The organism is Microbacterium sp. C7(2022) (assembly GCF_028823665.1).
Lineage (GTDB): Bacteria > Actinomycetota > Actinomycetes > Actinomycetales > Microbacteriaceae > Microbacterium.
On the sequence record NZ_JAPEHV010000002.1, the window covers coordinates 327,842 to 353,323 of the forward strand.

General features: G+C 64.9%; 27 protein-coding genes. 12 read left to right on the forward strand and 15 right to left on the reverse strand.

Annotated elements, in window-relative coordinates:
• Positions 1-46: 46 nt before the first annotated feature.
• Positions 47-1,561, forward strand: coding sequence for a DHA2 family efflux MFS transporter permease subunit (locus ON062_RS03625; protein WP_274645757.1), 1,515 nt, complete (start codon positions 47-49; stop codon positions 1,559-1,561).
• Positions 1,562-1,800: 239 nt separating this feature from the next.
• Here ON062_RS03625 and ON062_RS03630 read toward each other — a convergent pair whose 3' ends face one another.
• Both ON062_RS03630 and ON062_RS03635 read right to left on the reverse strand, forming a co-directional pair.
• The gene (locus ON062_RS03630; protein ID WP_274645758.1) at positions 1,801-2,910 is read right to left on the reverse strand and encodes an acyl-CoA desaturase; all 1,110 of its coding nucleotides are present in this window, start codon (positions 2,908-2,910) and stop codon (positions 1,801-1,803) included.
• Between the two features lie 130 nt (positions 2,911-3,040).
• The gene (locus tag ON062_RS03635) at positions 3,041-4,801 is read right to left on the reverse strand and encodes a solute carrier family 23 protein (protein ID WP_274645759.1); all 1,761 of its coding nucleotides are present in this window, start codon (positions 4,799-4,801) and stop codon (positions 3,041-3,043) included.
• 116 nt (positions 4,802-4,917) lie between these two features.
• On the opposite strand from ON062_RS03635, the gene ON062_RS03640 reads away from it, so the two are divergent.
• Positions 4,918-5,268, forward strand: a complete 351-nt coding sequence (locus ON062_RS03640) for a LysR family transcriptional regulator (RefSeq protein ID WP_274645760.1) — start codon at positions 4,918-4,920, stop codon at positions 5,266-5,268.
• 3 nt (positions 5,269-5,271) lie between these two features.
• On the opposite strand, the gene ON062_RS03645 is transcribed toward ON062_RS03640, so the two are convergent.
• The 6 genes from ON062_RS03645 to ychF form a co-directional block, all read right to left on the reverse strand.
• A complete protein-coding gene (locus ON062_RS03645; RefSeq protein ID WP_274645761.1) occupies positions 5,272-5,940 on the reverse strand; it encodes an alpha/beta fold hydrolase in 669 nt (222 codons plus the stop codon).
• 19 nt (positions 5,941-5,959) lie between these two features.
• Positions 5,960-6,793: a hypothetical protein gene (locus ON062_RS03650; protein ID WP_274645762.1), complete on the reverse strand. Its 834-nt coding sequence runs from the start codon at positions 6,791-6,793 to the stop codon at positions 5,960-5,962.
• Positions 6,794-6,883: 90 nt separating this feature from the next.
• On the reverse strand, positions 6,884-7,447 hold the full coding sequence (locus ON062_RS03655) for a GNAT family N-acetyltransferase (protein WP_274645763.1): 564 nt from the start codon (positions 7,445-7,447) through the stop codon (positions 6,884-6,886).
• Entirely contained in the window at positions 7,444-7,746 is a 303-nt protein-coding gene (locus tag ON062_RS03660; protein ID WP_274645764.1) for a HigA family addiction module antitoxin, read from the reverse strand. Before ON062_RS03660 ends, ON062_RS03655 begins: the two co-directional genes overlap by 4 nt.
• Positions 7,733-8,014, reverse strand: coding sequence for a type II toxin-antitoxin system RelE/ParE family toxin (locus ON062_RS03665; RefSeq protein ID WP_274645765.1), 282 nt, complete (start codon positions 8,012-8,014; stop codon positions 7,733-7,735). Before ON062_RS03665 ends, ON062_RS03660 begins: the two co-directional genes overlap by 14 nt.
• Positions 8,015-8,047: 33 nt before the next feature.
• Positions 8,048-9,121 carry a redox-regulated ATPase YchF gene (gene ychF, locus ON062_RS03670; protein ID WP_274645766.1) on the reverse strand — a complete coding sequence of 358 codons (1,074 nt, stop codon included), beginning with the start codon at positions 9,119-9,121 and terminating at the stop codon, positions 8,048-8,050.
• A 70-nt stretch (positions 9,122-9,191) separates the two neighbouring features.
• Here ychF and ON062_RS03675 point away from each other — a divergent pair, with 70 nt between their 5' ends.
• Together ON062_RS03675 and ON062_RS03680 are read left to right on the forward strand one after the other, a co-directional pair.
• Positions 9,192-9,794, forward strand: a complete 603-nt coding sequence (locus tag ON062_RS03675) for an exonuclease domain-containing protein (RefSeq protein WP_274645767.1) — start codon at positions 9,192-9,194, stop codon at positions 9,792-9,794.
• 69 nt (positions 9,795-9,863) lie between these two features.
• The gene (locus ON062_RS03680; RefSeq protein ID WP_274645768.1) at positions 9,864-11,198 is read left to right on the forward strand and encodes a DNA recombination protein RmuC; all 1,335 of its coding nucleotides are present in this window, start codon (positions 9,864-9,866) and stop codon (positions 11,196-11,198) included.
• Here ON062_RS03680 and ON062_RS03685 read toward each other — a convergent pair.
• Both ON062_RS03685 and glpX read right to left on the reverse strand, forming a co-directional pair.
• Positions 11,195-11,404, reverse strand: a complete 210-nt coding sequence (locus tag ON062_RS03685; protein WP_274645769.1) for a UDP-N-acetylmuramyl pentapeptide phosphotransferase — start codon at positions 11,402-11,404, stop codon at positions 11,195-11,197. The two genes, ON062_RS03680 and ON062_RS03685, sit on opposite strands and share 4 nt — an antisense overlap.
• 107 nt (positions 11,405-11,511) lie before the next feature.
• Positions 11,512-12,501 carry a class II fructose-bisphosphatase gene (gene glpX / locus ON062_RS03690; RefSeq protein WP_274645770.1) on the reverse strand — a complete coding sequence of 330 codons (990 nt, stop codon included), beginning with the start codon at positions 12,499-12,501 and terminating at the stop codon, positions 11,512-11,514.
• A gap of 191 nt (positions 12,502-12,692) precedes the next feature.
• On the opposite strand from glpX, the gene fbaA reads away from it, so the two are divergent.
• On the forward strand, positions 12,693-13,724 hold the full coding sequence (gene fbaA, locus ON062_RS03695) for a class II fructose-bisphosphate aldolase (protein WP_274645771.1): 1,032 nt from the start codon (positions 12,693-12,695) through the stop codon (positions 13,722-13,724).
• An 82-nt stretch (positions 13,725-13,806) separates the two neighbouring features.
• Here fbaA and ON062_RS03700 read toward each other — a convergent pair whose 3' ends face one another.
• Together ON062_RS03700 and ON062_RS03705 are read right to left on the reverse strand one after the other, a co-directional pair.
• Positions 13,807-14,382: a DUF6264 family protein gene (locus ON062_RS03700; protein ID WP_274645772.1), complete on the reverse strand. Its 576-nt coding sequence runs from the start codon at positions 14,380-14,382 to the stop codon at positions 13,807-13,809.
• Complete coding sequence (locus tag ON062_RS03705) at positions 14,379-15,419, reverse strand: 4-hydroxy-3-methylbut-2-enyl diphosphate reductase (protein ID WP_274645883.1); 1,041 nt, start codon at positions 15,417-15,419, stop codon at positions 14,379-14,381. Before ON062_RS03705 ends, ON062_RS03700 begins: the two co-directional genes overlap by 4 nt.
• 82 nt (positions 15,420-15,501) lie before the next feature.
• Between ON062_RS03705 and xseA the strand changes: the two genes are divergently transcribed.
• The 7 genes from xseA to ON062_RS03740 are packed head-to-tail and all read left to right on the forward strand — an operon-like array spanning position 15,502 to position 21,969.
• A complete protein-coding gene (gene xseA, locus ON062_RS03710) occupies positions 15,502-16,824 on the forward strand; it encodes an exodeoxyribonuclease VII large subunit (RefSeq protein ID WP_274645773.1) in 1,323 nt (440 codons plus the stop codon).
• A 10-nt stretch (positions 16,825-16,834) separates the two neighbouring features.
• Complete coding sequence (locus ON062_RS03715; RefSeq protein ID WP_274645774.1) at positions 16,835-17,068, forward strand: exodeoxyribonuclease VII small subunit; 234 nt, start codon at positions 16,835-16,837, stop codon at positions 17,066-17,068.
• The gene (locus ON062_RS03720) at positions 17,068-17,703 is read left to right on the forward strand and encodes a DUF4245 family protein (RefSeq protein WP_274645775.1); all 636 of its coding nucleotides are present in this window, start codon (positions 17,068-17,070) and stop codon (positions 17,701-17,703) included. The genes ON062_RS03715 and ON062_RS03720 overlap by 1 nt, the downstream gene beginning before the upstream one ends.
• 35 nt (positions 17,704-17,738) lie before the next feature.
• Positions 17,739-18,353, forward strand: a complete 615-nt coding sequence (locus tag ON062_RS03725; RefSeq protein WP_274645884.1) for a carbonic anhydrase — start codon at positions 17,739-17,741, stop codon at positions 18,351-18,353.
• Positions 18,354-18,381: 28 nt separating this feature from the next.
• A complete protein-coding gene (locus ON062_RS03730) occupies positions 18,382-19,776 on the forward strand; it encodes an aspartate ammonia-lyase (RefSeq protein WP_274645776.1) in 1,395 nt (464 codons plus the stop codon).
• Between the two features lie 7 nt (positions 19,777-19,783).
• Positions 19,784-21,316 carry a cell wall metabolism sensor histidine kinase WalK gene (locus ON062_RS03735; protein WP_274645777.1) on the forward strand — a complete coding sequence of 511 codons (1,533 nt, stop codon included), beginning with the start codon at positions 19,784-19,786 and terminating at the stop codon, positions 21,314-21,316.
• Entirely contained in the window at positions 21,313-21,969 is a 657-nt protein-coding gene (locus tag ON062_RS03740) for a response regulator transcription factor (RefSeq protein ID WP_274645778.1), read from the forward strand. The genes ON062_RS03735 and ON062_RS03740 overlap by 4 nt, the downstream gene beginning before the upstream one ends.
• Positions 21,970-22,036: 67 nt before the next feature.
• On the opposite strand, the gene ON062_RS03745 is transcribed toward ON062_RS03740, so the two are convergent.
• The 3 genes from ON062_RS03745 to ON062_RS03755 all read right to left on the reverse strand — a co-directional run bounded on the left by ON062_RS03745 (position 22,037) and on the right by ON062_RS03755 (position 25,476).
• Positions 22,037-22,648 (reverse strand): hypothetical protein, encoded by a 612-nt coding sequence (locus tag ON062_RS03745; RefSeq protein WP_274645779.1) that lies wholly within the window; start codon positions 22,646-22,648, stop codon positions 22,037-22,039.
• A 150-nt stretch (positions 22,649-22,798) separates the two neighbouring features.
• Complete coding sequence (locus tag ON062_RS03750; protein ID WP_274645780.1) at positions 22,799-24,154, reverse strand: PhoH family protein; 1,356 nt, start codon at positions 24,152-24,154, stop codon at positions 22,799-22,801.
• A gap of 200 nt (positions 24,155-24,354) precedes the next feature.
• Positions 24,355-25,476, reverse strand: coding sequence for an aminotransferase class V-fold PLP-dependent enzyme (locus ON062_RS03755; protein ID WP_274645781.1), 1,122 nt, complete (start codon positions 25,474-25,476; stop codon positions 24,355-24,357).
• Positions 25,477-25,482 lie beyond the last annotated feature (6 nt).

The window sequence follows — 25,482 nt, forward strand, 5'->3', positions numbered from 1 at the left end:
CGTTCGTGCACGCCCCCGGGTCGTTGCACCCGACCCAGGAGGCCCCATGGCGGCGATCGATACCACCCCCGATACGGGCAACATCCGTACGCCCGCGCCCGCGACTCTCTCTGCTGAGGGGTCACGCGTGATCTGGGTGCTGCTGTCGGCCGCCTTCGTCGCGATCCTCAATGAGACGACCATGGGTATCGCGATCCCGCAACTGATTCTGACGTTGGGAATCACCGCCGTCGCCGCACAGTGGCTGACGACAGCGTTCATGCTCACCATGGCCGTGGTGATCCCCATCACCGGATTCCTGATCCGGCGTTTCAGCACGCGAGCGATGTTCGTTTCGGCGATGACGCTGTTCTCGGCCGGCACGTTGGTTGCATTCCTGGCACCCGGGTTCGAGGTTCTGCTCGCCGCACGCGTCGTGCAAGCGTCGGGCACCGCGATCCTCATGCCGTTGCTCATGACCACGATCATGACGGTCGTGCCTGCTCACTCTCGCGGCGCCATGATGGGCCGCGTCAGCGTCGTGATCGCGCTCGCCCCCGCCATCGGTCCGAGCCTGTCAGGGCTGATCCTGCAGACCGCCGGATGGCGGTGGATTTTCGGTGCGATCCTGCCCATCGCTTTGGTCGCGTTGTTCGTCGGCGCGAAGTGGATCCACAACTTGGGCGAGAACACCCACGCCCGCATCGACATCCTGTCCGTGATCCTGTCAGCGCTCGGCTTCGGCGGGCTCGTCTACGGGCTCAGCCAGCTCGGCGGTGGCGGGCACGGCGCGGGCGGCGGCGACGCAGCTGCGGCCGACGCGATAGCCAGCACCTCGCTCATCATCGCCCTCGTGGTCGGGGTCATCTCCCTCGGGTTCTTCGTGTGGCGCCAACTCGTGTTGCAGCGCACCGACGAAGCACTGCTCGACCTGCGCGTGTTCACGAGCGCCAACTTCTCCCTCGCGCTCGGGCAGATGGTCGTCATCTCGCTGGTCTTCTTCGGCGCGATCACGCTCCTCCCGCTCTACCTGCAGCAGGTGCTCGCGCTCGATCCCCTCATCTCGGGTCTCGTACTCCTGCCGGGCGCGCTCGCGATGGGCTTCGCCGGTCCCGTGATCGGGCGCATCTACGACCGTGCGGGCACGCGAGTGCTCCTCGTACCCGGAGCCGTTCTCACCAGTGGGATGCTGTGGCTGAGCACCACGTACGATCAGCACACGCCGCTGTGGCTCGTGATCTCCGTTCACACGGTGCTCTCGATCGGCCTCGCACTGTCGTTCACCCCCCTATTCACCGCGTCCCTCGGATCACTGCAACCGCGCTATTACTCATACGGCAGCGCCATTGTCAGCACCGCCCAGCAGGTTGCCGGCGCCGCGGGCATCGCCCTCATGATCGGCATCATGTCATCGGTCGCGGCGGGCACGGGCGCCGCTGGCGCCGACGCCATCGCGGCAGAGGCCCAGGGCATCCACTCGGCGTTCCTAGTCGGAGCGATCCTGTCCTTGCTCACCATCGTCGGGGCCTTCCTGATTCGCAAGCCCGCAGACGACCTCGACGCGCCGCCGCCTGTGCACTGAGCGGCGAGCCGCCGGCGCGCCCACACGCGGAACCGTAGCCAAACGAAACGACCCTGAACTGCCGCTCGGCAGTGCAGGGTCGTTTCGTTGCGGAAGGCGCGTCCTCAGTTGGTGCCGCAGCTGGTGCCGCCGCAGCAACCGCCCGCGCTCTCGGCGGGGGCGAGAAGGTTCTTCTCGTCGGGTACGGGCTGAAGGGTAACGGTGTCGTTGGAGGAAGTCATACGGCAATCGTAACGCGGTTAGGCACGACGGTACTCGCCAACCATCGGGCAATCGAAGGGATCCCGCGCGGCGAGTCCGACGCGGTTGAGGTACTCGATGACGATGGCGTACGAACGCACCAGGCTCGTCTCGGTGTACGGAACGCCGAGCGTCTCACACTGATCACGCACAATCTCGCGAGCACGCGAGAGGTGGATGCGCGACATGCTCGGGAAGAGGTGATGCTCAACCTGATAGTTGAGCCCACCCATGAGCCACGTCGCCCACCAGCCGCCCGAGACGTTGCGAGAGGTCCTCACCTGCTTGCTGAAGAAGTCCAATCGCGCGTCGGGCGCAATGATCGGCATCCCCTTGTGGTTGGGCGCGAACGCGGCGCCCATGTAGACGCCGAACACGGCGAGCTGAACGCCCATGAATGCAAACGCCATGCCCAGTGGTAACAGGAGGAACACCGGGACGATCACGATCGCAAGGCGGGTCAGAATCAAAACGATCTCCAACGCACGGCCCTCCACCTTGCCCGGCGTCGTCAGCAGATGCTTGAGGCCGAGATAGTGCAAGTTCACGCCTTCGAGCATCAGGAGCGGGAAGAAGAGGTAGCCCTGCTTTCGGGTCAGCACCCGGATGAAGCCGCGTGAGGCCGCGGCATCCTCTTCCAAGAACGAGATCGTGTCGACCTCGATGTCGGGGTCCTTGCCCACGCGATTGGGGTTGGCGTGATGACGGCTGTGTTTGGCGTCCCACCACGACAGGCTCATCCCGACCACACCCGCGGCGAGCACACGCGCCAGACGCGTGTTGGCGCGGCCACCCGTAAGGATCTGCTTGTGGGCTGCTTCGTGTCCAAGAAAAGCGACCTGGGTCATGATGACGCCGAGCGCGGCCGCCATCAGGAGCTGGAACCACGAATCACCGAGCAGGATGAAACCTGCGACGACACCACCGAAGGCAAGGACGAGCGCCGCACCGACGAGCGCGTAGAACCAGGGCGTGCGGGCAAGCAGCCCCGTCTCTTTGATCACTTGCGACACGTGTGTGTACGCGCGCGCCATCGGCGGGAAGGTCTGAGCGCTCGCATACGTTTGACGAACGGGACCGAGCGTGGGTGCGGGGGCGATCGAGGCCATGCGGCTCCTCTGGTCGACAGCGGCGACCCGGGAGCCAAAGCTGAATGAGCAGGCCCTGTCGTAGGACCCGTGTGGCGAGCCTACGTGCGGTCGGATGCCTCGACAGGCATGTATCCCGACCCGGGCGCGCCTACAGGGTGTCGTTCCCGTGGGATTGCTCTCGCGTATTCCTCATCTCAGAACGAAGTTCTTCGGCGCGCTGGTATGCCGTTGTCAACGCGCCCATGAGCGTGGAACTCGCGGGAATGACGTTCGCCGCGTCGACATCGTCGAGAACACCCGCCCGTCGCAGCGTCCGCAGGTATCGCGGCGGCACTCCGCAAATCACGAGCGCGATGCCCTGTTCACGCAATCGGTCGGCCTGCGTACGGAACGCCTTGAAAAACGTCGCAGAGGGGACAGTCGCGGCCGTGCGCAGAGAGAAAACGATCGCCGCATCGGTCGCGTGCGACAAGTCGGGCCACTCCTCGACAACCGTGTTCACCTCGGAGAACAGACCAGTCCCGGAATAGTGAAGGACGGTCGTTCGATGCGACTCGAGCACGGGAGGGGGCTCGGCGATACTCCAATCACCATCCGCTTGCGGGACGAGTTGAATGAGGCGGCCGTGGCGTGCCAGCGCGGCTGCGGTGAGGACGATAGACAACCCGGCACCCAGAAAGATCGCCTGCTGCAGCGGAAGGGCCGTTGTCGCGACGAAGGTCACGACCATGGCGGCCACCGACATCCAGGACGTCTGCAAGATGAGGGCGATGTCACGGCGCCGACCTACGATGAGCTCTCCCCCGATCACGAGCATGAGCCCGCCGATCACCGCCATGGGGATGTAGCCCGCCCACGGGCCAACCAAGAGCACGACGATCGCCAGCCACGCGCCGGCGAAGATACCCGACCAACGTGTCGACGCTCCTGCGCTCGTCGCGACACCGGTGCGGGAGAGCGACCCCCCGGTGGGAAGCGCGGAGAAGAAGCCCCCGGCGATGTTCGCGAGCCCCTGTGCGGTGAAGTCCTTCGACGTGTCAGGGCGTGACCGGTCGGGATTCGGCACTGCCGCGCTGATCCCGGCGGCCTGCGCAAGGGCGACCAGCGCGATTGCAACAGCGCCGCTGGCCAGCGCGGGAACAGCCGCCAGGTCGGGCAAGCTCAGCGGCGGAAGGGCGCGCATGATGTCGGCGATGTCGGAGACCAACTCGATGTCGGGGCGCAGCAGCACGCACGCAAGAGTCACCACCAACAGTGCGATCAGCGTGGCGAGCGAACGTAGCGGCCTGACGAGCCGAACGATGAACCACACGGCGACCGTCGAGAGTGCGACGACCACCGGCGCCCCCTGCCACTGGTCGACGTGCACGAACGCGTCGATGAATTTGCCCACGGTGTTGTGACTGGAAGGGTCGTATCCGGTGACATCGCCAATGACGCCGGCAACGATCTGCAAGGCGATGCCGGTAGTGAATCCGGTCATCACTGCCGTCGACACATACGACATCACGCTGCCCAGCTTCAACAGACCCATGATCAGCATGACGACGCCGACCATGACCGTGAGTGTCGCGACGGCCCCGATGTCGTCGGGTTGCAAGCCGGCATCGGCCAGCACACTCTGCGACGACAGAGCGATCGCGCTCGTCAGCGTGGTCACCATCAGCACCGAGCGGGCGAACACCGATCCGAAGATCGTCGGGATGACCCCCGACCACAGGCCGAGCGGTGCCGCGAAGCCACCGATGCTCGCGTAGGCCATGCCCTCGGGGATGGAGAATAGTCCCGTCACGAACCCCGAGACGACGTCCTTGCCGGTAGGGCGACCGAACCGCGTGCGAGAGGCAGGGGGTACACGGGGCGGGGTGCTGTCGACCGGATCGGTGTTCTGCGAAGGTTCCTCAGCCACCCACTCACCATAGCGAGGCGCGCCGCGGCGCAGATTGCCCGCCCACGAGCTCAGGTCAGGGCGTAGTACCGTGATCGGATGCTGCTTCCCGCCACACCACGAATGCGAACGGCCCCGTGAAGATCGCAGATCTGAGACGCTTCGTGGCGATCGTGCAACACGATGCGCACGTGCCGCGTGCGGCGGCATCCCTCGACATCCCTCTGGCGGCGCTGTACTCGACTATCGACCGACTCGAGGGCGAGGTCGGGCATCCACTGTTCACGAGGGCGAAGTCCGGGTGGTCGCTCACCGCTGCGGGGTCATTGCTATTGGACGAAGCGAAGCGACAGATCGCCGCCGCTCCCCCGGCGGTTGCCGGTGGGAAAGCACCTTCCGGCGGCAAAGCCAAGGCGTCGAAGGGCAAGGGACGGGCCCCTGCGGTCAAGGGCCAACCGAAGCCTTACAAGAAGCGCCAGGGGCGCTGAACCTCAGTCCCAGTCGAGGTAGTCCTCGATCGCCCACGACGTCGCCGTCATATGCGTGAACGGGAACATATGCCCCGCTCCGTCGATCGGAACGACACTCACTCGGTCGGCGGCGCTCTGCTGCAACGCTTCACCGTTGCTGGGCGGCGTGATTTCGTCGTCCGTGCCCTGAATCACCAGCACCGGGATTCCCTCTGCGAGCGGTACCGCCTGACCGGCTGCGTTCCGCGCCGCGGCTTGCATGTCGCTGACCTCGTCGTCGTGAAGTCGCTCCGGGATGCCGGGGAAGTCCCGCGAGCTGGTCGTGTGCCCATCGCTCTCGACGCCCATCAGCAGCACTCCGTTGACACGGTCGTGGTGGCCGGCCGCGACGGCGCGCGCGACGGAGCCGCCGAAGCCGTGTCCGCCGACCCACGCATGGTCCACGCCGAGAGCATCCATGACATCGATCACGTCTTGAGCGAGGTCCTCGAGTGTTTCCGCGCCATCAGTCGGCCGGCGCGATCCGATCCGCACGACCCGGAAGTCCTCTTCCGAGACGGAGTGCGCCAGGTTTCCCAAGTAGCCGACGGTGAGCCCTTGACCGGGCAGGAGGATCACCGCGGGACCCGCCCCCTCTTCGGCGTACGGGATTCGCCGACCCTCAGGTTCGAAGATCTGAACATCGCTCATGACTGAAATCCTCTCACGCTCACGCGCTCCCGAAATCTGATGCCACCCCCTCGAACCAGCGCTTCTGGTAGGCGGGCAGGTCGCTTCGCAGCGCAGACTGCGCGCCGTGCACGACGAACTCATGAGTCCACAGGCCCGCTCGCACGAGTCCCGGCACGACGACCTCGCGCAGCGAACTATCACTATGAGGAGGGAGGTCACGTTGCGCCAGCGAGGCGCCGCTCACACCAGGTGTGACGAAGATGCGCGTGAACAAGTGGCTGGTGACCTGCGGTCGTGCCAGAAGCCAGCGGAGCAGAGGACGACCGGGCTCGGCCGTCAATCCGCTGAACAACATCAGCACCGCACCGTCGTGACGCGGAGGCTCTACCAGGCCCGCTTCGACCCACTCGTACATCACGCCGCGACCGGCGTTACGGTCCCAATGTTTCGGGTTCGACCAGTAGTCCGCTGACCACTGCTCGCAGAAGATCGAGAGGTCGCCGGGGAACAACGCCGGATAGAGCGCCTCGGCGAAGCCACTTCCTGTGGGGATCGGCCACACCTTCGCCGCCTGCGCCGATGTTCGGGCCGCGAGCAGTACGGTCGTCGCGGCATCCCAGTGCCCCGTGGTGATCGAGCCCTCCCATGCATCGATGAACTGCGCGTAGCCGCCGGGATAGTCCTTGCGGAGACTGCGCAGCCACCTCGAGACAGTCGATCCGAACTGAACGCTCAGAATCGCTCTAGCCCGCGCTACCAAGGGCTTGGAGAGTGCGCGGCGCCTCGGGGCGTCGATCGCCACAAGCGCGCCGAGCAATTCATCGCGCCTTCCGGCAGAGAGGAGATCTCTGAGCTCACGTGTGCTGGTCACGCACTCACGGTACCTGCATCCGCCCGCGATGCCCGTGCACGGGTGACGCGACCCGCGCTACACGTTGAAGCGGAACTCCACGACGTTACGTCACCCACGGCCATCTGCGGGGGCAATGTGCCCGCCGATCATCGGGATGTCGGTGTGTGCCGGCGCTGGATCGGACTGCAGCCGCCCGTATGTGTCGACATCGACCCGGTGACCATCGACCAGGAACTTCGCGCGCTCGGTGCCCTCCTTGATGAACCCGGCACGTCGGGCGACCGCACCCGATGCTGGGTTGTTCACCCGGTGCCCGAGTTCGAGGCGCTCCAGTCCGCGCGCGCTCAGCGCCCAGTCCGCAACCGTCGCAGCCGCCCGAGCGGTCCATCCGCGCCCTCTCGCAGCATCGGTCATCCAATACCAGAACCAGCCGTTACGATTCGCATGGTCAACGGACACGCAGACGACGCCGACCAGCGAATCGTCCTCGACGACTGCCCATGCCTCGTGCGGAGACCCCGCTTCGATCAGTCGATCGACATACCGCTCCGCGTCGACCATCGCCTTGACATCGCACTGACGCGCCATGTCTGCATTCGACAAGAACGCCGCGAGCACGGCGGGCGCATCATTGCGCCGAAGTCGCCGGAGAGCGACCGGCTCGTCGTTCACGCGACCTTCAGCGGAGTGATCGCCGCGATCTGCTCGGCGACCCGGTCCTCGGCTAGGTCCAACTCGTACCGCGTCTGCAGATTAAGCCAGAACTGCGCCGTGACCCCGAAATAGCGCTCGAATCGAAGAGCCGTGTCGGCCGTGATTCCACGCTTGCCGTGCACGATCTCGTTGATGCGGCGTGGCGGTACACCGATTGCGACCGCGAGCTTGTTCTGAGTGATCTCGAAGCCCTTGATGAAGTCCTCCATGAGGACCTCGCCCGGGTGAATCGGGGGAATCTTGTCAGTGATAGTCAACGATCTCCACCTCCTCTGGTCCAGCATCGGTCCACACGAAGCAGATCCTCCACTGATCATTGATCCTGATGCTGTGTTGTCCGGCACGATCGCCTCTCAGCGCTTCGAGTCGGTTTCCCGGCGGGAGCCGGAGATCGTCCAATGACTCGGCGGCTCCCACCTGACGCAGCTTGCGCAACGCCGCCGAGTGGATCCGAGGATCGATCGACGGCACGCGTTCGCGACGCCACAGTCGTTCGGTTTCTTTACTTCCGAACGACCTGATCATCGACCAAGAGCATAACGCATCGCGTCAATAACGCTAGACGTTAAATCGGAACTCTACGACGTCGCCGTCCTGCATCACGTAGTCTTTGCCCTCCAGGCGCGCCTTCCCCTTGGAGCGCGCTTCGAGTACGGAGCCGGTTTCGACCAGGTCTGTGAACGAAATGATCTCCGCCTTGATGAAGCCCTTTTCGAAGTCCGTGTGAATCACGCCGGCAGCCTGCGGGGCCTTCCAGCCCTTGCCGATCGTCCATGCGCGGGCTTCCTTCGGGCCGGCCGTGAGGTAGGTCTGAAGACCTAACGTGTCAAAGCCGATGCGAGCGAGCTGGTCGAGTCCGGACTCTTCCTGCCCCGTCGACGCCAGCAGCTCCGCCGCGTCTTCCGGGTCGAGGTCGATCAGCTCGGACTCGATCTTCGCGTCGAGGAAAACCGCCTGTGCCGGTGCGACGAGTGCCGCGAGTTCAGCCTTTCGCGCGGCATCCGTCAGCACAGCCTCATCGACGTTGAAAACGAAGATGAACGGCTTTGCCGTGAGCAGACCGAGTTCCTTGATGAGAGAAAGATCGATTCCGGATGCTGAGAGCAGCACGCCCCTTTCGAGCGCGTCCTTCGCCTCGACCGCCGTCGCCAGCACTGCGGGATCGAGCTTGCGACCCTTCACTTCCTTCTCGTAACGCGTGATGGCGCGCTCAAGAGTTTCGAGATCCGCAAGCTGAAGCTCGGCGTTGATGGTCTCCATGTCGCTCTTGGGGTCGACGGCGCCATCGACGTGCACAACGTCGTCGTCAGCGAACCCCCTGACGACCTGCGCGATCGCGTCAGCCTCGCGGATGTTCGCGAGGAACTTGTTGCCGAGGCCCTCCCCCTCGCTCGCTCCGCGGACGATACCGGCGATGTCGACGAAGGACACCGCGGCCGGAAGGATGCGCTCGCTGTGGAAGATCTCGGCAAGCGTGTCGAGCCGGGGATCGGGCAAATTGACCACGCCGATGTTCGGCTCGATCGTGGCGAACGGATAGTTCGCCGCGAGAACCGTGTTCTTGGTCAGTGCGTTGAAGAGGGTGGACTTGCCGACGTTGGGCAGGCCGACGATGCCGATAGTGAGAGCCACGGGAAGCCAGTCTACGCGGCGCGCGGCGCGCCTGCCCGCCGTGGTCGCCCCCGCGGGGGACGGTGGTGGCGTGCCTCTGGATTTCACCGCGATCGACTTCGAGACCGCGAATTCGAGCAACGCGTCCGCGTGCGCCGTCGGTCTCGTACGCGTTCGAAACGGCCAGGTCGTCACGACGGCAGGGTGGCTGATTCAGCCGCCGCCGGGCCATGGCGAGTTCTTCGAGCTCAACACCCGCATCCACGGCATCTGTGCAGAAGACGTCGCGGACGCGGCCTCGTGGTCCGAGCAGCTGATCGATCTCATCGCGTTCGTCGGCGACGACGTTCTGGTCGCTCACAACGCTGGCTTCGACATGGCCGTGCTGAAGCGTGCCTGTGCGGTAACCGGCGACGAGCTACCGGCGTACCGGTACGCGTGCAGTCTCCAGATCGCGCGCAAGGTGTACGACCTTCCGTCCTACCGGCTGCCGTTCGTGGCCGCCGAGGCAGGGTTCGCTGAATTCGCGCATCACAACGCTGTGGCCGATGCCCTGGCGTGCGCACACGTCGTGATCGATGCAGCTCGCCGAGGACAGAACGACAGCATCGACGATCTGGCGGAGGCGAACGCGGTGCGCGTGTCACAGATCGCCGTGACCGACGCACCCGCGCGAACGGTTTTCGCCGCCTGATTCGCCGCTCGCCACGCTCCCGGGCGGCGCCTCACGGCCGATGTCGGTGGTGTACGTGACCATGGGCATATGGACGCACTCGTAGTCGTGATCATCGCCGCCGTTTGCCTCGCGCTCGGCCTGCTCGCTGGCCTGTATGTCGGGGGCACTCGACACGCCGCCCGGACGTCGGGCGAGATGATCGCCATGGGAGCGCGCCTCGCCGCCTCTGACGCCGAGCGGCGGAGCATGCATGAACAGCTCACCGCGCAGCAACTGCAGTATCGAGAGCTGTCGCAGCAGGTACGCCAGGATCATGCGGCGCGGGAGGAGCGGGACCGACGGGATCAGACGATCCTGCGCGCACTCGCCCCCGTTCAAGAGACTCTCATCGCGATGCAAGGCAAGGTCAGCGAACTCGAGCGCGACCGCCAAGAACAATTCGGCTCGCTCGCCGAACAACTGCGCCGCGCGCACGAGTCCGACGAGGCGCTCCGCGCGACCACGGAGTCGCTCGCCGGGGCCCTGCGCTCTGGCGCGACACGGGGCGTATGGGGTGAAACCCAACTGCGGCGTGTGGTCGAAGCCGCAGGCCTCACGCGGCACGTCGACTTCGATCTGCAGGCCTCGATCTCATCGGATGCCGGCGCGGGACGCCCTGACATGGTCATCCGGCTGCCCGGAGGCAAGGCGATCGCCGTCGATGCCAAGGTTCCTCTCGACGCCTACCTCGAAGCCAGCGCGATTGCGCCAACCGCTCAGGGCGCCCAGGCGGCGCACCGTTCCGCCCTCCTGGACAAGCACGTCAAGGCTGTGCGCGCTCACGTCGACGCGCTCGCGCGGAAGTCATACTGGGCCGGGCTCGAGTCCAGCCCTGAGTTTGTCGTTTGCTTCGTCCCCAGTGAATCGCTTCTCGCAGCGGCGCTCGATACCGACCCGTCGCTTCTGGACTACGCCTTCGGAAAGCGCGTCGCTCTCGCCTCTCCCGTCAACCTGTGGGCGGTGCTCAAGACCGTCGCCTACACGTGGACGCAGCAAGAGGTCTCCCGCGAGGCACGCCAACTCTTCGACCTGGGCACACAGCTCTACGACCGCCTGGGAGGTCTTGCCGCGCATGCAGACGACCTCCGCCGGGCGATCGAGCGCACGGTCACCAGTTACAACAAGTTCGCGGGCTCCCTAGAGTCGCGCGTCCTGGTCACCGCACGGAAGTTCCCCGGCATCGATCAGACGAAACTCGACTCCGTCTCCGCACCGGCGTCGATCGAAGCGACACCGCGACCGCTCACGCAACCCGAACTCCTTGACGCTCTCGATTCACGGGAGACGCCGCGACGCTCACCAGAAGAAAGCGACCCCGAAGCCGCCACCGCCACCGCCGAGATCGGAGACATCCGATCTCGCATCGCTGCGTGGGAGGACTAGGCGCCGCCGGGGATGAAGCTCATCATGAGGATAACTGCGGCTGACACCCCGACGAACGCACCGATCATCCACCACGCACTGATCTCGTGGCCCTCTTCGCGTCGCTTGCGCAGCAGAACGTCGGGGCGACGAGCGGGATCGATAGCGTTGGCGATCACCATTTGCGCGCCCGTTTGAGGCGCAGAACCACCGGTGGGTGTAGACATCGGCTCCTCCTCAGATGACGTGGCGCACCGCCGATGTGCCTCGTGGCACGCCAGCGATTCTGCCAGAAATCTCTGTCAGAGTGCGCAGTGAACCGCGAAACGAGCAGCTACAGCCACTTAGAAACGAGGTGTTCGGAAGAGATCCGGCGCAACGTCCCCGATGCACCGCGAAGCACAACCGACTCGGTATAGACGTACCCGCCATCACGCCGAACACCGGCGACGAGTTGCCCATCCGTGACACCGGTCGCAACGAAGATCGTGTTGCTACCCTTCACGAGGTCATCGGCCTCGTAGACGTGGCCGTCAACCTTCAGCCCGGCGTCGATGCCCTTCTGCTTTTCGGCGTCATCGCGTGGCCACAACCGACCCTGGATGTGTCCACCAAGCGCCTTGATCGCGCACGCGGTAACGATGCCCTCGGGGCTCCCGCCGACGCCGACGCACATATCGGTACGGGCGTTGTGCCGGGCCGCGTTGATGCCACCCGCCACGTCGCCGTCACTCATCAGGCGCGTTCCCGCACCGGCCTCACGAATCTCTCGGATGAGTTCCTCGTGCCGGGGGCGATGAAGCACCGAAACGACGATCTCATCCACCGGCTTGCCTAGCGCCTTCGCCAGCAGTCTGATGTTTTCCCCAATGGGCAGTCGAATATCGACGACGCCGACGCCCGCGGGCCCGGTGACCAGCTTGTCCATGTAGAACACGCTCGAGGCGTCGAGCATGGTGCCGTGCTCGGAGACCGCGATCACCGAAAGTGCGTTGTTGCGTCCTGCTGCCGTCAACGACGTCCCGTCGATGGGGTCGACAGCGACGTCTGCGCGCGGGCCCTTTCCGTTACCGACACGCTCTCCGTTGAAGAGCATCGGTGCTTCGTCCTTCTCGCCCTCACCGATGACGATGGTGCCGTCGAAGTTCACGGTGGTGAAGAACGCGCGCATGGCGTCGACAGCCGCACCGTCGGCATCCTCCTTCGCACCGCGACCGATAAACGGAACTGCGCGAATCGCCGCCGCTTCAGTTGCTCGCACCAGTTCGAGGGCCAGATTTCGGTCGGGATGCAGCGGGGACATATCCGCGGTCAGACTCACCATTCCGCCAGCGTAGCCACCATCTCACCGATTGCGGTCGAAATTTTACGTGCGTAAGGACGAAAGATTAGTGAATCTTTCACCCACAGCATCCCGAGCCTAGACCTCTCGACGGCGAATGTTCACACACACGGACATCGGCAGGTGCTTCGCTAGAGTTTGAGTGCACCCGCTGTCACGATGAAGGAGCCTTCATGCCCGTCGCAACCCCCGAGCAGTACGCCGAGATGCTGGACCGCGCGAAGGCCGGTGGCTTCGCATACCCCGCCATCAACGCGGCGAGTTCGCAGTCGATCAACGCCATCCTCCAGGGACTCACCGAGGCCGGATCCGACGGCATCATCCAGGTGACCACCGGCGGCGCAGACTACTTCGCCGGCCACTCCGTCAAGGGACGCGCGACAGGGGCACTCGCCTTCGCGAAGTTCGCCACCGAAGTCGCCAAGAACTACCCGATCACCATCGCCCTGCACACCGACCACTGCCCCAAGGACGCTCTGCCCGGCTTCGTCATGCCGCTGATCGAAGCATCCGAAGAGGAAGTGCGCGCCGGCCGCAACCCGATCTTCCAGTCCCACATGTGGGACGGCTCCGCTGTGCCGCTGGATGAGAACATCCAGATCGCCAAGGACCTCCTCCCCCGTCTGAAGAACATCAACGCGATCCTCGAGGTCGAAATCGGTGTCGTGGGGGGCGAAGAGGACGGTGTGCAGCACGAAGGATCCAACGACGCTCTGTACACGACGGTCGCGGACGTCACCAAGGCCGTCGAAGCACTCGGCCTGGGCGAGAACGGCCGCTACATCTCGGCACTGACGTTCGGCAACGTGCACGGCGTCTACAAGCCCGGCAACGTGAAGCTCCGCCCTGAACTCCTCGGCGAGATCCAGGCAGGCATTGCCGCGAAGTTCGGTACGGGTGACAAGCCCCTCGACCTCGTCTTCCACGGCGGTAGCGGATCGACCTCGGAAGAGATCGCCCTCGCTGTGGCCAACGGTGTGGTGAAGATGAACATCGACACGGACACCCAGTACGCCTTCACGCGTTCAGTCGCAGGCTTCATGTTCCAGAACTACGACGGCGTGCTCAAGGTGGACGGAGAAGTGGGCAACAAGAAGGCCTACGACCCGCGCGCATGGGGAAAGATCGCCGAGTCCGCGATGGCCGCCCGCGTGGTCGAAGCAACCCAGCAGTTGGGTTCCGCAGGAAAGAGCCTCGCCGCCTGACGCCGCTCAACGTCTGATGCCGTGGCGTCCCTGTGACAGGGACGCCACGGCATCGTTGCATGTGCGGGCGTCGCGCGAGAACTCAGCCCGCGACGCCCGCGAGGAGGGCGTCCCACACAGCAGGATCGTTCATCAGCGGAGTGAGCATGAGGACAGCCGACACGGTGGTGAACACGATCGCTCCGACGACAGGAATCCACCACGTGATTCGCGCGCGCGCAAGGCTGAGCCACGAGAGTGCCGCTGTCAGCAGCCAGCCGCCTGCGAGAACGAGGGCCGCAGCGACGCCCCACGATCGACCGTCGATCCCCGTGGCGAGCCCCGGGTCGGCACCCATCATCTCGAGCACCTGGGCAGCGTAGGCGTTGTAGTCCACGAGCGTGTTGAACGATGTGACCACGGTGATCAACCCGTACGCGAGCAACCCGAACGTGACGATGCGATCAACGGGGCGACGCTTCGGCGTGGGAACGGCGTGCGCGGCGCCGGCGCCGGGTGCGGCATCCGTCTCAGCTGGGGGCTCAGCCACCTCGTGCGCGGGCATCCCCACGTCGAGAGCCGCCGCCACGTCTGGCTGGCGAATCCGAGCGCGCTGCTCTTCGGGTGTCGCGTATTCGCCGTACTGCGGACGCGGGCGAGGATCAGATGAGTCCGTCATGCGCGCGCTCGCCCTCCGAGTGCGCGGTCGTCCTTCTTTCCAGAGTTGTCGTGGCGAAGCTCCTTAGGAAGCGAGAAGAGAAGATCTTCCTCTGCCGTGCGGACTTCTTCGACATCGCGGAAGCCTGCCCCCGCCAAATCGCCCAGCACCTGCTCGACAAGCACCTCGGGAACCGATGCTCCGCTGGTCAGCCCGATCGTCTCCACGCCGTCGAGCCAGGACTGCTCGATTTCGTCGGCGTAGTCCACACGATAGGCCGCCTTGGCCCCGTACTCGAGGGCGACTTCGACAAGTCGGACCGAGTTGGACGAGTTGGCCGAACCCACAACGATCACAAGATCCGCGTCCTTAGCGACCTTCTTGATCGCAACCTGGCGGTTCTGCGTCGCGTAGCAGATGTCATCCGACGGCGGATCCTGCAGCTCGGGAAAACGCACCCGAAGGCGTCTGACAGTCTCCATCGTCTCGTCGACCGACAGCGTCGTCTGCGACAACCACACCACCTTCGAGGGGTCGCGTACCACGATGCGGTCCGCGTCTTCGGGGGAATTGACGATGGTGACGTGTTCGGGCGCCTCCCCCGCAGTCCCCTCGACCTCTTCGTGACCCTCGTGGCCGATGAGAAGGATCTCGAAGTCGTCGCGAGCGAAGCGCACGGCCTCGCGGTGCACCTTCGTGACAAGTGGGCAGGTCGCGTCAATGGCGCGCAATCCGCGCGCAGACGCACCCTCGACCACGGCAGGTGAGACTCCGTGCGCGCTGAAGACGACGTGAGCGCCCTCGGGGACTTCATCGACTTCCTCGACGAAGATGGCACCCTTCTGCTCGAGTTCGGTGACGACATGGATGTTGTGCACGATCTGCTTGCGCACGTACACCGGTGCCCCAAAGCGCTCCAGTGCCTTCTCGACGGCGATCACGGCTCGGTCGACCCCTGCGCAGTACCCGCGCGGAGCGGCGAGCAGGATCCGCTTGCGTCCGGGGACGGCGATATCCTGAAGTGGCTCACGGCGCCGGGGAACTCGAGGAATGGGCATGCTCACCGGACTCTGACCCACGCTGCTGATACTCACCCCACGATTCTACGGCCGGTGCTGAGCACGAGCCTGGAGAACAGACATGACGAGCTTTCAGTCCGCCCCGGTCCCCGGCGAGCCACCGCCCGCCGACTCCGTGCGCCCGCGCGACTCGACGCTCGACGCCCCGACATCAGTCTCTCGCCTGAATGACACCATCCGTGGCTTCATCTCCACGTGGGGATCCGTCTGGGTCGAGGGCGAACTGACGTCCTGGAACGCCCGATCCGGGGGTGTCTTCGCACGACTGAAAGATCTCGCCGGTGACGCCGAGATCTCCGTACGAATCTGGTCCAGTACGCTTGCCCGCATCCCCGCCGACCTCAAGGTCGGCGATCACGTCGTTGCGAGCGTAAAGGCGGACTATTTCGTCAAACGCGGAGACTTCAGCTTCACGGTCGCCTCGATGCGTCACATGGGCATTGGCGATCAACTCGAACGACTCGAACGCCTGCGAGCCCAGCTACGCGCGGAGGGACTCTTCGATGCCTCGCGCAAGCGTCCGATCCCCTTCCTGCCGCACGTGATCGGGCTCATCACCGGTCAAAATTCGGATGCAGAGAAAGACGTGCTCCGCAACGCACAGTTGCGATGGCCGCACGTACGGTTCCGCACCGTGCACGCCGCCGTGCAGGGAGACCGCTGCGTCCCGGAGACACTGCGGGCGCTGGAAGCGCTGGACGCCGACCCCGACGTCGACGTGATCATCATCGCTCGTGGAGGCGGCGACCCGCAGACTTTGCTGGGGTTCAGCGATGAACGCCTGCTTCGCGCCGTCGCGGCAGCGGGCACGCCCATCGTCAGCGCGATCGGCCACGACAACGATCGGCCGTTGCTCGATGACGTCGCCGATCTACGCGCCTCCACTCCCACCGATGCAGCCAAGCGCATCGTGCCCGATGTCGCCGAGCAGCGCGCCCTCGTGGCACAGTTGCGTTCGCGTCTGACCACCCGCTTGACGCATCGCGTGACGCACGACATCGCGCAGTTGGAACAGTTGCGTTCGCGGCCCGTACTTCGCGCGCCGGAAGGCATGATCCACTCCCGCGCACAGGATCTCGACGTCCTCACATCGCGCGGCCGCGAGCGCATCGCGCGCGCGATCGATCATGCATCGCGGCGCACCTCAGAACTTCGCGCATCGCTGCGCGCGCTCTCACCCGCGGCCACTCTCGAGCGGGGATACGCGATCGCCCATCGTCAGGACGGCATGATTGTGCGCGATGCCTCAGATGCGCCCGCATCGACGCCGCTGATCATCACCGTGGGTCGTGGATCGCTCGCCGCCCGCTCAGAGGGCGAAATCGACGAAACCGCCACCGTCCCAGCCGCCGACGGCACGGGGCATGTCGGCACACCGAACTAAGATGGTGGCCATGACCGATCAGCCCGCACCCGTCGCTGACGTCGGCCAGTTGTCGTTCGAGCAAGCACGCGACGAGCTCGTGCGGGTCGTTGCGGAACTCGAGCAGGGTGCACCAACCCTCGAGCACTCCCTCGCACTCTGGGAACGCGGTGAAGCACTAGCCGCACGATGCGAAGAGTGGCTCGTGGGCGCCAAACAACGGCTGGACGCCGCACGAAACGACGCCACGAACACGGAGAGCTGATGTCGCGCGAACCCCGTGTGGTCGCCGAACTCGGACGACCCGAAACTCCTCAGGAGACCGCCGACCGCAAGGCAGAGTCTTCACGCGTCTATCGGTCGAGTCAGACGGCGCGAAACCTTATTGCCGCGCTCATCGCCACACTGATCATCGTGGGCGTCGTGATCTTCGGTGTTCCCCGCGGCACTCCGCCCGAAGCAGAGCCGATCGACGTCGCCGCCGTCGCCGCCGATGTCGCGGCCGCGGAAGGCCGCGCCCTCATCGTGCCTGATGCTCCGGCCGACTGGCGCGTCAACCGCGCATACATCGACCGCGACGACCTCAGCGCGTGGACGGTCGTGTACGCGCCCGAAGTCGGCTTCGTTCGAATCGCGCAGGGCTTCGATGCGGATCCCGCCTGGACGACACGCGTCCTGGGCGGTGCGGATGTCGACGGCACCATGACGGTCGACGGCATCGAATGGTCCGTCTACGCGATCGACGATCCCGACCGAGCCGGCGGCATCACAGCGGCGATTTCGACCCAGGTGGGCGATGACACCGTGCTCATCTACGGCGTCGCCGACGACGACCTGATGGCTCAAGCCGCGGCATCCGTATCTTCATCCATCGACGAGCTTCGACAGGAGAGTCAGTGAGCGACACCCAAACCCCCGTCAGCGTATGGAACGAGATGGTGCGCGGCAACGAGCGCTTCATCGCGGGTGAGCCTCTGCACCCTCACCAAAACGTCGAGAGGCGCCACGAGCTGGCCGCGGGGCAGCGTCCGCGCGCAGCGCTGTTCGGATGCAGTGATTCTCGACTTGCCGCGGAGATCATCTTCGATCAGGGCCTCGGAGACCTCTTCGTAATCCGCAACGCCGGCCAGGTCACCAGTGACTCCGTCATCGGCAGCCTGGAGTACGCGGTCGCAGTGCTTGAGGTGCCCCTCATTGTCGTTCTCGGGCATGATGCCTGCGGCGCGGTCAAAGCGGCAATCGACAGCACCGATCTGGACGCGGCCCCGCTCCCGGCGAACATTTGGCGACTGATCGCACCCATCGTGCCTGCCGTGCGTCGCGTTATCCGCAGCACCAGCGTGGATGGAGTGGCTCCCTCGACGGTCGATGCCGAGCACGTCGGCCGCGAACACTTGCGCGACACTGTGGCTGAAATCCTGCACTCGTCCGAACTCATCAGCGACGCGGTCGCCGAAGGACGCGTGGCAATCGTTGGCGCAAACTATCGGCTCGCCGAGGGCAAGGCGGTACCCGACGCCATGGTCGGCGCCGGCTTTGAGACATCCTGAACACACCCCACACCAAAGGAACAATGACGTGACTGACATCGAGTACCGCATCGAACACGACACCATGGGCGAGGTGCGCGTGCCCAAGGATGCCCTCTACGCCGCCCAGACCCAGCGCGCCGTCGAGAACTTCCCGATCTCGGGTGACCGCCTCGAGCCCGCACAGATCGTTGCGCTGGCGCGCATCAAGAAGGCGGCAGCCCTTGCCAACAAGGAGCTCGGCACTCTCGATGCGCCGATCGCTGACGCGATCTCACGAGCGGCGGACCACATCATCTCGGGCGAGTACGCCGACCAGTTCCCCATCGACGTGTACCAGACCGGTTCGGGCACGTCCTCGAACATGAACATGAACGAGGTGCTCGCCACTCTCGCCTCGCAGGACTTGGGCGCGACCGTGCATCCCAACGATCATGTCAACGCCTCTCAGTCCTCCAACGATGTGTTCCCAACGTCGGTCCACATCGCCGTCACGCAGGAACTCATCGACGACCTCATCCCCGCGCTCGACCACCTGGCTGTGGCGCTCGAAGAGAAGGCGGACGAGTGGAAGTCCGTTGTGAAGTCGGGGCGTACGCACCTGATGGATGCCACGCCCGTGACGCTCGGACAGGAGTTCGGCGGCTATGCCCGCCAGATCCGCCTCGGTATCGAGCGCGTCCAGGCAGTCCTCCCCCGGGTCTCGGAGGTACCGCTCGGCGGCACCGCTGTTGGCACCGGCATCAACACTCCCCTCGGATTCCCTCAGAAGGTCATCGAGCTGATCGCGGCGGACACCGAATTGCCCATCACTGAGGCGAAGGACCACTTCGAGGCACAGGCGAACCGCGACGGACTTGTCGAAGCATCCGGCGCCCTCCGTACGGTCGCTGTGTCGCTGACGAAGATCAACAACGACATTCGCTGGATGGGTTCGGGGCCGAACACGGGCCTCGGTGAACTGCACATCCCCGACCTGCAGCCGGGCTCGTCGATCATGCCGGGCAAGGTCAACCCGGTGATCCCCGAGGCCACCCTCATGGTGTGCGCACGCGTCATCGGCAACGATGCCACCGTTGCGTGGGCCGGAGCATCGGGAGCGTTTGAGCTGAACGTCGCGATTCCCGTCATGGGCACGGCCGTGCTCGAGTCGATCACCCTCCTCGCGAACGCGTCGCGGGTACTGGCCGACAAGACCATCTCGGGCTTGCAGGCCAATGTCGAACGCGCCGCGGCGTACGCCGGAATGTCACCGTCCATCGTGACCCCGCTCAATAAGCTGATCGGCTATGAGGCGGCCGCGAAGATCGCCAAGCACTCGGTCGCTCAAGGAATCACGGTGCGTGAAGCCGTGATCGAGCTGGGCTTCATCGAGCGCGGCGAGCTGACGATCGAGCAGCTGGACGAGCGGCTCGATCTTCTCTCCATGACGCACCCGGGATAATCACCTCGTGAGCCGTCCACCACGGCCGATCTCGGCGCGCGTCAGGATCCTGGGAGCGATCCTCGGAGTGGCGTGCGTCGGGCTCGCGCTCGTGGGCAGCGTGACGTTCATCGTTCAGCGCGAACGCGTGCTCGACGAGGTGGACTCGCGCCTGACAAGTCAGATCGAGCGCCTGCGCACCGTCGCTGAAGAGGCGGTACCCGATCCGCGGGCAACGCCCACGGCAACCGACGAATCCGACGACGCTGAGCCCGCAGACGAGAGTTTCACCTCGGAAGCCTTCGCTGACCTCCGCTCGTACCTGCGGTCTGTCGTCGCGCGGCTAGTGCCCGCACGAAACGAAGCATCGATGGCGATCATTGACGGCGAGGTCGCGTTCGTTCCCGCAACGCTTTCCGGCTTCAACATGGCCGATGACCCTGCCCTCATCGAGCGGATCGTCGCCGAAACGGCCGGTGGGGTCATTACCCAGGGCACGGCGACCAGCGGGGACAGAACGATTCGCTACGTCGCCATTCCCACGTCTGTCGGCGGCGATGACAGCGAAGGGATCTACGTGCGCGCCAGCGACCTCGGCGCCGAGCTCCAACCGGTGACGGCGTCGCTGACGACGTACATCATCGCGGCGATCGCGGTGCTCGTGGCCACCGGGGTCGTGGGCTGGTTCGTCACCGGGCGCCTTCTTCGCCCCATTCGGGACATGCGACTGACAGCGGATGCCATCACTCTCGCCGATCTGTCTCCACGACTCACCCCACAAGGAGACGACGAAATCGCAGCCATGTCGCGCACGGTGAACTCGATGCTCGACCGCATCCAAGGATCCGTCTCGGTGCAGCAGCAGTTGCTCGACGATGTCAGGCACGAGTTGAAGACCCCCCTCACGATCGTGCGCGGCCACCTCGAACTCATGGACGCCCACGACGCGAACGACGTAGAGTTGGCCCGCCAAATCGGTATCACCGAGCTGGACAGACTCGCACGGCTCGTCGAAGACATCGACCTCCTCGCCGCCGTCGAAGGCGAGAGTTATGTGATGCGTGACATCAACGTCGGTGCCTTCACTGCACGGATCTTCGAGCTTGTCGCGATGATTCCCGACCACGAGTGGAGCGTCGAGCAGACCGGCACGGGAGTGATCATCGGGGACGAGGACCGTCTTCTTCAAGCGTGGCTGCAGCTTGCCGACAACGCGGCGAAGTACACCCCATCGGGTGCTCCGATCGAGATCGGCAGCGCGGTCACTCCCGAAGGCGCGCGATTCTGGGTGCGTGACCACGGACCGGGGATTCCGCCCGCTGCCCGACATCGAATTTTCCGGCGATTCGACCGCGCGGGAGGAAAGCGCTCCGTCGGCGGCTCCGGGCTCGGTCTGGCGATCGTGGACGCCATCACCAAGGGGCACCAGGGCAGTTGCGCCGTCACCGACACCGTCGGCGGCGGGGCCACGTTCACTATCCACCTACCGCCGGGGTCCGCCGCCCTCCCGGCGCCGGTACGCGCGGGCGATGTCGTTCTACAACGAGAGGCCGTCGAATGACCCACATCCTGATCGTCGAGGACGAACCGCAGATCGCGTCCTTCGTCGCGCGGGGCCTCAGCACGGCGGGGTACACCACCTCGATCATCGATGACGGCGCGCAGGCGCTGACCGCCATTGTCAGAGGCGACGCCGATCTCGTCCTGTTGGATGTTGGTCTGCCGACGATGGATGGCTTCGAGGTGCTGCACAACGCCCGCGCGCAGGGGGTGAGCGTGCCGATCATCATGCTCACGGCACGCACCAGCACACGAGACACGGTCTCAGGGCTGGATGCCGGTGCCAGCGACTACGTTCCGAAACCGTTCACCTTCGAAGAGCTGCTGGCTCGTGTTCGCTCGCGCCTTCGGGAATCTTCGGGCGCGGTTTCCGTGGTGCTGAGCCACGGAAACGTGTCTTTGGACGTTCTGGCCAGGCGCGCCACCGTCGATGGTCGTGAAGTCGAGTTGTCGGCGCGCGAATTCGCACTTGCCGAGCAGTTTCTGCGCAATCCTGGCCGCGTTCTCAGCCGCGAGGTCTTGCTCAGTCAAGTGTGGGGATTGGATTTCGATCCGGGATCCAACGTCGTCGATGTGTACGTCCGTTATCTGCGGGGCAAACTCGGCATCGAGCACATCGTCACCGTTCGCGGCACCGGGTACCGCTGGGAGTAGACAGAGAGAAGCCCCCGGTGCTGGGGGACACCGGGGGCTATAAGGCCGGGCTGGGGATGCCGGCCTGTCACCGATCGCGACGGTCTGGGGAATCGTGCGATCGGGTCTGGTTCGCGACGTCCGTGGATCGAGGTGACCGATCCTTGTCGCGACGCGTGGAGGAAGGAGTGGCCTTCGAGTCTTGTGGTTTCGTCGTGCGCGGCTCGTCTGACCGATCACGCTCGCGACGCGTGTCCGCGCTGTCTCGGTCGCGCGAGTCACGCTTCGCGCTGCTGTCGTCATCTCGCGCGGGCTTCGCCGTCGGCGCCCAGCTCGACGCGGTGTTCGACTGGGCACCCGCCGTTGACTCTGGCGAGTTCACAGCAGCCGCCGGTCTCGTCGATGCGGGCTCGGTGGTCGACACTGAGTGTGGAGTAACGAGCTGTGGATCCTGCTTCTCAACAACATCCACGCGCACGGACTCGGCGTTCGCGGATGGGGCTACAGGTGCGGCATCGGCCGACAGGAAACCTTGTGCTTCGGGATTCGCACCGTCGATGATGACAGGCTCCGAGGCGATCGCCATGCCGGCCGAATCGGCCAACGTGGTCGCGGTGGTCATTGCCACTGCGAGAAGCATCGACACGCTCGCGGAGACGACGGCCACGCCGCCGACCGCATACTTCACGCGTGTGTCCATGATCCCGTTCCCCATCCGAGCTGCTCGCTTCATCAATCGTCGCACGGGACTCCGGCGATGCGCGCGTTCTGCGCATGAGACATTTCTCATTCCACGGCATAAAAAAGCGGGGTCGGATGTGGCATCCGACCCCGCTTTTGTTCTGTCGTCTCAGGCGAGTTCACCCTGCTCGAGCAGGTCCGTGACGAGAGCTGCAATCGCGGAACGCTCTGAGCGCACCAGCGTGACGTGTCCGAACAGATCGTGGCCCTTGAGCGTCTCAATCACTGAAGCGACACCATCGTGTCGACCCACGCGCAGGTTGTCGCGCTGCCCCACGTCATGCGTGAGTACCACCTTCGAGTTCTGACCCATTCGGCTCAGCACGGTGAGCAGCACATTGCGCTCGAGCGACTGAGCCTCATCAACGATGACGAACGCGTCGTGCAGAGAACGGCCACGGATGTGAGTCAACGGCAACACCTCGAGCATCCCTCGCTCGATCACCTCGTCGAGCACATTTCCCGATACGACGGAACCGAGCGTGTCGAAGACCGCCTGTCCCCACGGGTTCATCTTCTCGGACTGGTCCCCGGGCAGATACCCGAGTTCCTGACCACCGACGGCGAACAGCGGGCGGAAGACGATGATCTTCTTCTGCTGCTGACGCTCGAGCACCGCATCGAGGCCAGCGCACAGCGCCAGGGCGGACTTGCCGGTACCGGCGCGCCCGCCGAGCGACACAATTCCCACGTCGGGGTCGGAGAGAAGGTCGATCGCGATGCGCTGCTCGGCAGACCGGCCGTGCAGGCCGAACACGTCGCGGTCGCCTCGCACGAGCTTGAACGAGCCGTCGCCGGTCACCCGCCCCAGCGCGGATCCGCGTTCGGAGTGGATGATGAGGCCAGTGTTCACCGGCAGACCACGCACATCCTCGGCCGTGGCGACTTCGCTTTCGTAGAGGTCACTGACTTCGTCGCCAGCGAGGTTGATGTCCGCGATGCCGGTCCAGCCGGAGTCCACGGCCTGCTCAGCGAGATACTCCTCGGCGCTGATGCCGAGCGAGGCCGCCTTGACGCGCATCGGAAGGTCTTTCGACACGACCGTGACTTCTTGTCCCTCGTGAGCGAGGTTCATCGCGACCGCGAGGATGCGGGTGTCGTTGTCACCGAGTCGCATACCCGCGGGCAGAAGTGTGGCGTCCGTGTTCGTCAGTTCCACACGCAACGTTCCGCCGTCTCCTACCGAGACGGGAAAGTCCAGTCGACCGTGCTCGACGCGCAGTTCATCCAGATGACGCAATGCTTGCCGCGCGAAGTAGCCGATCTCGGGGTCGTGCCGTTTGCCTTCGAGTTCGGTGATCACCACGACGGGGATCACGACGTTGTGCTCGGCAAAACGGAAGAACGCCCGCGGATCGCTCAGCAGAACCGAAGTATCCAGCACGTATGTGCGTAGATCCTGGTCCTGATCGTCGATCCCGTCGACGGTCTGACTGTGCTGCTTGTGTGGTGCTCGTGTGGTCACAACCCACTCCCGCCCCGGGTATGTCACCCGGCAGTCACGAGTCGACCTGGGTCACGAGTCGTGAACCTACTGGCCGACTCGAACGGGCGCCTTGCCCGTTGTGATGACCGTACGACTTCTCACGAGCGACACGCCCGGGCGACACGCAGATTCGAGGTTACGGCTGAGTAAATTCCGGATGCCGCACCCGGCATCCGGGTTCACCACACACGCGCAGAAGAAAACTCAGCGAGCGCGTCGCCCAGCAGGCGCAAAGTGTCGGCTGCTGTGCCTGCGTGCGCAGAAATGCGCACCTGCCCCGACCGGCTTGTCACAGTGAGACCGTGATTGGCCAACGACGCCGCGAGCGCTGCCGCATCCTGGGGAGCAGGAGCGAGCGTGACAATACCTGCGCGTCGCGCAGGATCGCGAGGAGTCACTACCGGAACGTCGTAGCGATCAGCCACGAACATCACATCTGCGGCGCGCTGCGCGATCTCTGCCTCGATGACCCCCACCCCGACCGCAGCCGTTTCTGCCAACGCTGTCGCCAGCCGCGCCGCGGCAAGAGCGTCCGGCGCCGTGACGGTGAAGGCGCGTGCGGAGCTTGCCGGCAGCGGTACGACATCCAGGGGCAAATCACCATCGGTCCCCGCGAATCCCGACAGCACCGGACGGATGCGCTCGAGCGCACGATCGCTGAAGTACGCGAACCCTGTTCCACGGCCCGCCCGCAGCCACTTGTACCCGTTCGAGCACACGACGTCGGCGGCGCTGTAGTCGGCCTCAACGACGCCGAAGCCTTGGATGGCATCGACGATCAGAAGCCGGTCACCGATCACGTCCCGCAACGCGGACAAATCTGTGCGGTAGCCGGTCCGAAAATCGACCAGGCTGACCGCGACAGCGCGCGTGTCGTCGGTGAGGTTGGCTCGCACGAAGTCAGGGGACATGAAGCCGTCGACCGGCTCGACCCACTGCACGTGAGCTGATGCAAGAGCATCGACCGCACGCGAGGCTGCGATTGTCAGCGAGGGGAACTCCCCTCTCCCCATCATGACGCCGCCAGCGACTCCGTAGAGCGCGTGCATCAGTCCGTAGGTGGTAGACGGCTGAAGCACAACCGCAGAGTCATCAACGCCCATCACACTGGCTGCCAGGTCGCGTGCGCGTGTCGCGTGATCAGCCACGAGGTCGATGCTGCTGCGTCTACCCGAACCGAGGAGTTCAGTATCTGCATGCGCTTCTGATCGCACCGACGGCGACAACGGTCCGAAGGCCGCCCAGTCCAGATAGCCCGGTTCTCCGTCGAACGAGGCGATGTAGCCATCAACATCCGTCACGATGTC